This is a genomic window from Blautia ammoniilytica, from assembly GCF_025566965.1.
GTDB lineage: Bacteria > Bacillota > Clostridia > Lachnospirales > Lachnospiraceae > Blautia_A > Blautia_A ammoniilytica.
In genome coordinates, this window is the sequence record NZ_JAOQJL010000008.1 from 114799 (window position 1) to 123919 (window position 9121).

Below are 9121 nucleotides of genomic sequence, written 5' to 3' on the forward strand. Positions count from 1 at the left end.
ATCAGTAGCCCAAATTCCTGTCTATAATACTGCCATCCACGGCGTTAATGGTAAGGAAGCTCCAGCTTGGATAGTCTGTGATGTCCGAGTAACTATTCCCATCATAGTCACCTTCCACTTTTCTGCTTCCAAAGAAATCCCAAACGGGAACCAGAAGACCTGTATGTGGATCTGTAGATGGTTCATAAATTCTGGCATAGCCCAGAACAATCCGGTCAATGTCATAAACTCTTGATTTTTCATATTCCATATTATCTGCATTGGTCACTACCATCATTTTTTCATATGTTTTCATAATCTCAGAAAATGGAAGAAGGTTTAAATTTTCTGTTTTTGTCTCTCCTATGGTATAAGGGTTTGAATAAGACATGCTTTCAATTCCATCTTTATCGACAAAGAAATAAAGACTTTCATAAGACCAGGTTTCCATAGTGCTGTCCATATCTTCCAAAGCACCGCCATCTGCCATTGTCTGAGTAATCGGAACACCGTTTATAGTACGTGTGTAATAAATCGCATATCCGCTTCCAAGATTACTTAAACTATTATCCTCTTCAAGACTATTGCACAATGCATAACTCCAGTCTGAAAACTGCAGATCTGTAATCCCCATTTTATCTACTTTTTCCTGTACCATTTTTTTGGCTTCATCTAATGAAATCCCAATGGACTCCTCAGTAGGTTTTTCTCCTTCACTGGAAGAAGTATACTCAGACCAGATCGTGTCCACAGGCAGCTTTTCCCCGCCAGATTTTGCCGTTTTTCGGATTTTGACAGATAAGGTATCGGATCCGTAGGAAGATGTCTTGTAAAAATATTCCGTTCCATCCGGCATCTGTGCAACACCGGAGAAGTCATTTTCCGCAGTACCATTTTCTGTCTCCTGGGAGCCTGCAACAGGTCTTCCTTCTACCAGAGTCTTCGTTTCCGGAGCAGACTCATATTCCTGCTCATACATCTCAATTTCTCCATAAATGTCATAAATATAATTTCCATCTTCATCTGTTCCATAGTTATAGGGATCCAGATTTCCGTTTGCTACATCTTCTTTTAGTTCATCCAACGTTTTTTTGATTTCATCCTTTGTCTGGGTATAATAGCTATCCGATGTATACAGCTTTGCCTCTGAGAAAAAGGCATCTGTAATACGGTCAAGAAGATCCTGTGTAACTTCTGCAGGCGTGACAGAAATTGCGGATATCTTTTCTACATCCGGTATTTCTACGGTGGCATCCGTGTTCACTACAAGTTTTGCACTGTCATCTGTAGTCTGACTTTTATAAGTTTCCGGAGCATTGAGCAGGTCTCGAATAGTTGTTCTTACCGCTGTGTTCTTATCCTTTGTATTTTCAGAAGAATCCTCCTTCACTATATCTACGCCTTCAGCTTCTGTATAAGCATCTTCTGCTTTGCTTCCTTTTGGTTTTACAAGGGAAGATTCCGGGGTCTGGGCACATCCTGTGAGCATTCCTATACAAAGTGTTAATCCTACAATTTTATTTATGTTTTTTCTCATGTTGAATAAATTCTCCTTCCTGTTTATGTCTACAAGTATAGCATCTTTCATTACACCAAATCTTCCGCAAGTTGTAACTGTTCTGTAAATTCCAATTATTTACCATAAAACAGATACGATCGTTCCTTTTCCCAGATGGCTTGTAATTTCCAGCTGAAATCCATGTATATCTGCAATTTTCTGGCATAGCGCAAGACCAAGCCCAACACTTCCCTTTACTCTGGAACGTGATTTATCGACCATATAAAAAGCTTCTGTTACTCTTTTCAGATCCTCCTCTGGAATTCCCTTCCCATAATCCTGAACAGATAAATGATTTTGGGTTGCCTCCAGTACGATTTTTGAATTCTCATCGGAAGCCTTGACTGCATTGTCAATAAAATTTGTCACTGCACTCATCATAAGGTCCGGATCAAATGTTTTTCTAAGCTCCTCTGGATTACAATGTATTTCAAGACAAATTTTTTTCTCCTGAAGCCTGTAAGTAACAAGTTTTTTTACATCTTCCAGAAATTGATTCATCTGAACTTCCACTGGAACAAATTCTGCTTCACCTGTTTCATATAATCCGGTAAGTTCCAGCATTTTCACAGAAAGTCTGGAAAGCCTTCGGCATTCATTTCTAATATAATCAAGTGCTATCTCCTGCCTCTTGGGAGATAGGCGTACCGTTAGAAGTGTATCTGCATATCCTATGATTGCGGTCATTGGGGTCTTTAATTCATGGGCCAAACTTCCAAGCAGCTGTCTCTGTGCCTTGTTTACGGAAGAAAGCTTTTCAATCTGCTCCCTTACTTTACCTGTCATAAGATTAAAGCTTTTCCCAACCTGTGCCAGTTCCGTTTTTCCTTCTGATGGCACTTTTATCTCATAATTTCCATTTGCCACAGAAACAGCCGCTTCTTTTAGCCTTGTGAGCGGTTCCATAATTTTCCGCAAAGTCAAAAACAGGAAAAAGCCAACAAACAGAACCAGAAACAGGGTAAACCCTCCTGCCTGATAAAACAGTGTCTGACTCTGTTTTTGTACACTGGTAATATCTTTGTAGGTGACAATCTGATAGTTCATGTCTGTAGAACTGTATCTGGAAAAATAAAAGAGCAAAAATACGTTGCCATTTGTTTTGCTGATCAGTGGTTTATCACAATAGATGTCATTTTCGAATCCACCATGTTTGTTTTTTGTTAGGTTTCTGATATTTTGCAAATCAAACTCATATTTTGTCCCATTATATTGTTCTTTTCCATCCTGATATAAAACGGCGCTGTCGTGGAATACCTGACGAAAAGCATAAATAATCATTTTTTCCCGGATTTTATCATCAGTGTCCTGTGTTTTACTTTTAATTCGCATTAGCAGGTTTTCAAACTTAGAAATATTTGTTTGAAACCTGCTATTTTCATAACTGTTGATATTCTGTATGCTCTGATTTTTCCACCTGTAAGTTGTATAGAAAAAGATTCCAGATGACAGCAGAAGCACCACGCAGATTACCTGTAAAAAAATTTTTGTAAATAGCTTCATAAATCCACCTCAAGTCGATAACCAATTCTGGGAATGGTTTGGATTTTATCCTGCCAGCTTAGTTTTTTTCTGATGCGTCCAACGTGTGCATCCACAGTTCTTGTTTCTCCGCAGAATTCCTCCTTCCACAGTTCCTGCAAGATCTGGCTTCTGGTAAGTGCTTTATTTGGGTTTTTTACGAACACCATAAGGCAGTTATATTCCATAGGTTTTAAATATATTTCTTCTCCATCTTTCGTAATTATGTGACTTACGGTATCAATTATGACATCGTCTATCTGAATCTGTTTCGGTGCCGTTCCATAACGATCTAATACTTTTTCCAAACGCACCATTACCTCCAGCATTTCAAAAGGTTTTACTATGTAATCCTCGGCTCCGTCTTTTAACCCTTTTACTTTACTTGTAACATCAGCCTTTGCCGTAAGAAATATAACCGGAATACCAAACTTTTTTAATTCCGGCAACAGGGTATAACCATCCTTTCCCGGAAGCATAATATCCACAAGTGCGCACTGAAATTCATGGTCCTGTGCGACTCCTTCACTTGCATCATTTCCATCCAGATAACCTACTGTTTCATAGCCGGCAGCTTCCAGATTCATACAAAGCAGATCATTGATTGCCATTTCATCTTCTATCACCAGTATTCTTGCTTTCATAATAATGTTCCTTTCATTTTACACAAATCCGATTATTTCTTTATTGTGCGTGATTTTTACTATTACAATTATACACTAGTTTCAGTACAGCGAACGTAACCAATTTGTAAAGAAAAAGGAATCAAGAACGCTCCATCTGGAAGTCGTTTTGATTCCTCAAATTCCACTACAATTTTGGTTTCATTTTGTAAATCAATGTTAATATCATCTGCTGCTGGAGCCACCAGGTTTTCTGATGCTGGTTTTATAGTGTACCGTTCCTATTTTTTCTATATAAAATGCGTTTAAACTGATTCAAATACCAGAAATCTTGTTCCTTTAATACTTAAAAATCCAGAAGCTCCTTAAAAGTTTTTGCATTTGTCGCAATACGACCACCCTTTTCTGCCAATGGACGCCAGCGAACCTTTCCAACAGAACAGTTTGGTGAGTATGAAAAAGAGGCTTCTTATTTTGTTAATTGTGTTTATATCTGCTTAATGCACAAATCAGTTTTTCCGACTCCAGTGGTTTGGTAAGATATTCATCCATTCCAGCTTTCAACGCTTTACTTTGATTTCTGCTCCTGCATTTGTCAGAAGGAATTCTGCAATTTCCATATTCAATTCATTGTCTTCGGTCAAAAGAATTCTCATGCCTTCAATTGATACATCATCTTCTTGGCTTTCGACCTGCTTCATATCAGTAGAAATAAGGAAGGGAAGCTGTACCATGAATGTGGTTCCTACATTTTTCTCGCTTTCAAATTTAACCGTACCGCCCATTTTCTCTATTAGTTTTTCGGTAATTGGCATACCAAGACCTGTTCCTCCATAAACAGATCTTGCACCGCCTTTTTCCTGAGTAAATGGTTCAAAAATATGATTCTGAAATTCTTTACTCATTCCAATTCCAGTATCCTTGCAGTGAAATTCAAATAGTATATTCTCCTTATCAGTGTGATATCTAAATGATGCAGAATCATTGGTCTTAAATGAGTGGCTGAAAAGTTTTTCAATGCCAAGTTTGCTTACGAATGCCACGATTTCTTGTCTGTTTTCTTAATTGCAAAAACTTATATTTTTATATATTTTTTTCTTGCTTTTTCCAATAATCTGCTATATACTGCCCCATGTAAAGTAATGCAGAGTAAATTCATGAGCGTAAAGTGCCTTCCGGATGGAGAGTTGCCGGAGGACGAAAAGAGAAATCTTGCGGTTCGTGGATTGCTTCTCGCTGCAACAGAAGATAAATATGAATCCATAAATTATCTCCTATTGTGAGCGAAAAAAGAAAAGGAGGTAATTTTTTTATGGAGAAAACAAAGAACATGTTTCTCACCTCAGCCAAAGAGCTGAAAACCACTTCTACCCTGGCAGTCTGTGCAATGCTTGCTGCCCTGGCACTGATTTTAAATTCAGTTGCTTCTATCAATATCGGTCCCTATGTAAAAATTGGATTTTCCGGTATTCCAAACCAGATTGCTGATTATTTGTTTGGACCCATTACCGGATGTCTGTTTGCCGGTGTGCTGGATATTGTGAAATTCTTTATCCGCCCTGATGGTCCATTTTTCTTTGGGTTCACCTTTAACGCAATGCTCGCGGCATTTATTTATGGATGTTTTTACTACAAACATAAGCTCACCTTCCGCCGCGTGCTGATTGCAAAACTGGTTGTCATTCTGATTGTAAATGTTCTGTTAAATACCTTATGGCTGGACATGCTCTACGGAAAAGGCTTCCTTGCAATCCTCCCAATGCGTACTGTAAAGAACTTGATTATGTGGCCAATTGATTCCTTTATCTTCTTTACCATCACAAGATTGATTGAGCAGACAGGAATTTTTACTATTTTTAGAAAACCGGCTGCCAACTGATTACATATATTTGAAAATATAAGATCTTAGTGATATCAAATAAAAAACGCGAATATTCCAGTACTTAATAAGCCACTGATATTCGCGTTTCTTATTATCCTAACCACTTGAAAGATGGATAGTATCTTACAACAGCTTTCCCCACAATCTGGTCAAATCGCACGAATTTGTTTTTCCATGAACGTGAATCCTTCGAATCATTCCGGTTATCACCAAGCATGAAATAACAGTTTTCCGGAACTGTATATGGGCCATAACTTCCGATCATTTTCTCGGGAATGAAAGAGTCATCCGATGGAGTGGGGGAACCATCAATGTAAACTTTCCCATCCTTAATTTCCACTACCTCTCCCGGCAGTCCGATCACTCTTTTGATAAAAAGACGGCTTTCATCATCCGGGTATTTGAATATTACAATATCAAATCGCTCCGGGTTCTTGAACTTTTCAGAAATTTCATAACCGAACAGATCAAGATTAATTCCATACGCAAGCCGAAAGCCGAAAAGGCGGTCTTTCACCATAAGTGTTTTTTCCATGGAGGGTGAAGGGATTTTTGCGTTAATCAAAACAACATTATTGATAACCAGGGTAATCGCCACTACTATTACAAGCAATTTCACATAGCCTAACAGTTCACGCCAGATTTTCATGCTCTCCCCCTCACCGTTCTTCATCATTCATATATCTGAACAATCTTTTGTCATATTTTGCTTCCCGATACCATCCAATTCCGATCATGACCACTCCTAATACAATGGTAACTGTTCTGGCCATTGTATCAGCTGAAAACAAGCAGGTAATTACAATTCCAGTTCCTGCACCTGTAAAAAAGTCAATAACAGACTTTTCCCGTTTCAATGATCCAAGAACTCTTTCTTTATCCATGGTTTTTACCATTTTGGCATCTTCCTTTATTAAGACATCGAGAGAAATATCAAAACGGTTGCTGATGTCTATGAGGATCTGCAGATCCGGATAGCTCTTTTCATTTTCCCAATTAGACACAGTCTGTCTGGTAACATGAAATATTTTTCCAAATTCCTCCTGGGTCAGACCCTTTTCATTTCGTATTTTTAATATCTGCGTTCCAATGTTCATATTGCTCTGCTCCTGTTCTTCCAATCGGTTTTGCTTTCTCGCTTTGATTATATAAAAATTTCTGCCAAATGAAAAGCAATTTACCTTTTACAGCGAAAAAACAGGTATGCAAAGCTTCTTTGACATGGGATTTTTGAAAACAGATTCACGTTTCTCTACTTAATCTGAATCCTTATTTTATCCCCGACAGGTGTCCAGCCGGATTCTGCAGTGATTTCACCTGTAGCTCCATCATAATATGCGCTTTCTTCGGTTCCGTAATCTTCATCCGTTTTATCTGCTGCGTCGGTATTTTCTTTCTGGTCTGTATCGTCTTGAAGCCTTACTTCTGTGGGAGCATCTGCCCCTCCGATAATTTGAGTTTCAACCTGATCCTCTGCATCTGACGGATTTTCTCCCTCCAAAGTATCCTCTGGAACTTCTTCTACCTCTTCTGTAGTCTCACCAATTTCTACAAAATCGTCATCACCCCAGACAGTGTCTGCAGCAGCCATGTAAGGTTCTCTGGTATAAAGCTGTAATTCCAGATAATCGCTGTCAATATCCGGGAGCAAAAGAACCGGACCGTCAGAATCCAGCTGATACATGCCCCAGAAACTGGTTTTAAAACTCCATTGAGTTTTACCATCTGCTGCCGAATTACTGCGCAGTTCATACTGTACCTGATTTCCTTTACTGTCTGTCCCCATAAGCATCATCTCATTACCATTATACAGCTTTTCCTCAAGTTCTTCCGGAATTTCTGCCTTAATTATACTTTGCAGTTTATTCATGGAAAAGTCTGTTAATTTTACGGTTCCTTCTTCTGTTTTAACAGAAACATCTTCCAGCTTTTTATGAACTGTCTGTTTCATAAGCTCCTCATGGGGAATAGAAAAATCAAACTCAAACTCTGCGAAATAATCTTCGCCAAGATTTTCATTTTGATAGGCACCGAGTACCAAATGTACTTCTGGATTTTCTCCCAAATCACCATCAAGGGAAAACCGGGATTCCAGAACAGCATCATAGACATTTTCATCCAGTCCAGTATTTAGCAAATCTTCGTCCGAATATGGCAGAAGGTGTCCGCTTTCGTATTCTTCAATTTTCTGTCCATTTATTGTAGTTTTCTGATAATCAATGTCAAGCTGTGTATTGGCAAAGGTCCAGTCATCCTGGACATCATCCGTGTCCTTTTGCCCGGAAGATGTTTTTTCTGCATGCACCTTTGTTAACAGAACCCCATTATCCAGAACAACTTCTTTTAATGTTACAGTAATTCCTTTGTCTTCCTTAGAGGTATTCAACACTTCCGTATAAGATTCAATGCCTTTTGGGAAACCAAGGGTTTCTCCTATGGACAATGTAATATTTTTTATTGCAGCCTGGATATGTGGATTAGAAAAGATAACAGAACCCAAGGTGACGATCACACAGGCAGCTGCTGCTTTGCTCCACCCTTTTGGTCTCCGGTTTTCCTTTTTTTCACTCCATTCCCGCTCTGCTTCCTCTATATATTTCGGATCAATATTACCAAATTCTTTTGAAAAATCAAACTTTTTCATATGCGTCCTCCTTCTTTTTCCAACAGTTTCAACAGCTTTTTCCGGTTTCTGTATAAATTCATTTTCACGCTTCCCGCTGACATATGATGCCTTTTGGATATTGCAGAAACAGGATCTAAAAACCAGTATCTTCGTACAAAAATATTTCTGTCCTTTGGAGACATTTCTTCCAAAAAACGATTTATGGTTTCCATCAGTTCTTTTTCCGCCAGCTGTTCTTCCACGGTATAAGTTACATTTAGCTGCTCCATTTCCTCCATAACATCTGCCATATGAACATCCGGGCGCTTGCCTGCAAACTTTTTCCTTAAGCAGTCAATACTAAGATTTCTTGTAATCCGACCGCAAAAGTGTGCCAATACAGGAGGATGCGTAGGTGGAATCTGTGACCATACTGAAAACCAGGTATCATTCAGACATTCCTCGGCATCTTCTCTATTCGCCAATAAATTCCAGGCAATCTTGTAGCAATAGGGATGATACTTAGTACTCAATTCTATAATTCCATTCTCATCTCTTTTCAAAAACAGGTTTATAATTTCATCATCATTCATTTACAGGTTGTCCTCCGGGTTTCTTTAAGATAAAAGTCACTGTCCATAATCTGACCAGCAACAGATAAGGCGCCTTTTTGAATAAAAAAATTTCCATTCATATTATATATCGTAAAAAATAGTGGATGGTAACAAAAAAATTTAATTTTTTTCAGTTGAGATCCAAACTACAGTTTTGGTTTTCAGAAGATTACCTTTTAGAGGTAAAAATAATGAAAAGCAGCCGATATTCTCATTTTATAAATCATGAGATACCGGCTGCAACTGCTGTTATAAAATATTTAGGACAAAAAGCGGGAATCCTCGGCAATTCAATTACCGAGCCTGCAAATAAAAAGTCAATAGCAAATTGATGATTTC

The 9121-nt window shown here is 38.4% G+C and carries 9 protein-coding genes and 1 riboswitch; of the genes, 1 reads left to right on the plus strand and 8 read right to left on the minus strand.

All coding sequences use genetic code 11. From position 1 onward, the window contains the following. Nucleotide 1: 1 nt before the first annotated feature. From OCV61_RS05755 to OCV61_RS05770, 4 genes are all read right to left on the minus strand, one after another. A complete protein-coding gene (locus tag OCV61_RS05755; protein ID WP_158420993.1) occupies nucleotides 2–1516 on the minus strand; it encodes a DUF6034 family protein in 1515 nt (504 codons plus the stop codon). Nucleotides 1517–1615: 99 nt separating this feature from the next. Continuing rightward, the gene (locus OCV61_RS05760; RefSeq protein WP_262582708.1) at nucleotides 1616–2869 is read right to left on the minus strand and encodes a sensor histidine kinase; all 1254 of its coding nucleotides are present in this window, start codon (nucleotides 2867–2869) and stop codon (nucleotides 1616–1618) included. A 167-nt stretch (nucleotides 2870–3036) separates the two neighbouring features. Next, a complete protein-coding gene (locus OCV61_RS05765) occupies nucleotides 3037–3702 on the minus strand; it encodes a response regulator transcription factor (RefSeq protein WP_158420995.1) in 666 nt (221 codons plus the stop codon). A gap of 539 nt (nucleotides 3703–4241) precedes the next feature. Further along, nucleotides 4242–4625, minus strand: a complete 384-nt coding sequence (locus tag OCV61_RS05770) for an ATP-binding protein (RefSeq protein WP_330382887.1) — start codon at nucleotides 4623–4625, stop codon at nucleotides 4242–4244. Nucleotides 4626–4824: 199 nt separating this feature from the next. Continuing rightward, nucleotides 4825–4922: riboswitch (THF riboswitch) on the plus strand. A 71-nt stretch (nucleotides 4923–4993) separates the two neighbouring features. On the opposite strand from OCV61_RS05770, the gene OCV61_RS05775 reads away from it, so the two are divergent. Then, on the plus strand, nucleotides 4994–5560 hold the full coding sequence (locus tag OCV61_RS05775) for a folate family ECF transporter S component (RefSeq protein WP_158420996.1): 567 nt from the start codon (nucleotides 4994–4996) through the stop codon (nucleotides 5558–5560). 94 nt (nucleotides 5561–5654) lie between these two features. On the opposite strand, the gene lepB is transcribed toward OCV61_RS05775, so the two are convergent. The 4 genes from lepB to OCV61_RS05795 form a co-directional block, all read right to left on the minus strand. Then, on the minus strand, nucleotides 5655–6212 hold the full coding sequence (gene lepB / locus OCV61_RS05780; RefSeq protein ID WP_158420997.1) for a signal peptidase I: 558 nt from the start codon (nucleotides 6210–6212) through the stop codon (nucleotides 5655–5657). Between the two features lie 10 nt (nucleotides 6213–6222). Then, on the minus strand, nucleotides 6223–6660 hold the full coding sequence (locus OCV61_RS05785) for a helix-turn-helix transcriptional regulator (RefSeq protein ID WP_158420998.1): 438 nt from the start codon (nucleotides 6658–6660) through the stop codon (nucleotides 6223–6225). A 155-nt stretch (nucleotides 6661–6815) separates the two neighbouring features. Beyond that, nucleotides 6816–8207 (minus strand): DUF4179 domain-containing protein, encoded by a 1392-nt coding sequence (locus OCV61_RS05790; protein ID WP_118071921.1) that lies wholly within the window; start codon nucleotides 8205–8207, stop codon nucleotides 6816–6818. Then, a complete protein-coding gene (locus OCV61_RS05795; RefSeq protein ID WP_059085740.1) occupies nucleotides 8204–8761 on the minus strand; it encodes an RNA polymerase sigma factor in 558 nt (185 codons plus the stop codon). The genes OCV61_RS05790 and OCV61_RS05795 overlap by 4 nt, the downstream gene beginning before the upstream one ends. Nucleotides 8762–9121: the final 360 nt, after the last annotated feature.

Excerpts from the sequence above, each read along its gene's own strand:
- lepB (WP_158420997.1), bottom strand. The coding sequence starts at position 6,212 with ATGAAAATCTGGCGTGAACTGTTAGGCTATGTGAAATTGCTTGTAATA.
- OCV61_RS05790 (WP_118071921.1), bottom strand. The coding sequence starts at position 8,207 with ATGAAAAAGTTTGATTTTTCAAAAGAATTTGGTAATATTGATCCGAAA.
- OCV61_RS05765 (WP_158420995.1), bottom strand. The coding sequence starts at position 3,702 with ATGAAAGCAAGAATACTGGTGATAGAAGATGAAATGGCAATCAATGAT.
- OCV61_RS05755 (WP_158420993.1), bottom strand. The coding sequence starts at position 1,516 with ATGAGAAAAAACATAAATAAAATTGTAGGATTAACACTTTGTATAGGA.
- OCV61_RS05760 (WP_262582708.1), bottom strand. The coding sequence starts at position 2,869 with ATGCGAATTAAAAGTAAAACACAGGACACTGATGATAAAATCCGGGAA.
- OCV61_RS05785 (WP_158420998.1), bottom strand. The coding sequence starts at position 6,660 with ATGAACATTGGAACGCAGATATTAAAAATACGAAATGAAAAGGGTCTG.
- OCV61_RS05795 (WP_059085740.1), bottom strand. The coding sequence starts at position 8,761 with ATGAATGATGATGAAATTATAAACCTGTTTTTGAAAAGAGATGAGAAT.
- OCV61_RS05775 (WP_158420996.1), top strand. The coding sequence starts at position 4,994 with ATGGAGAAAACAAAGAACATGTTTCTCACCTCAGCCAAAGAGCTGAAA.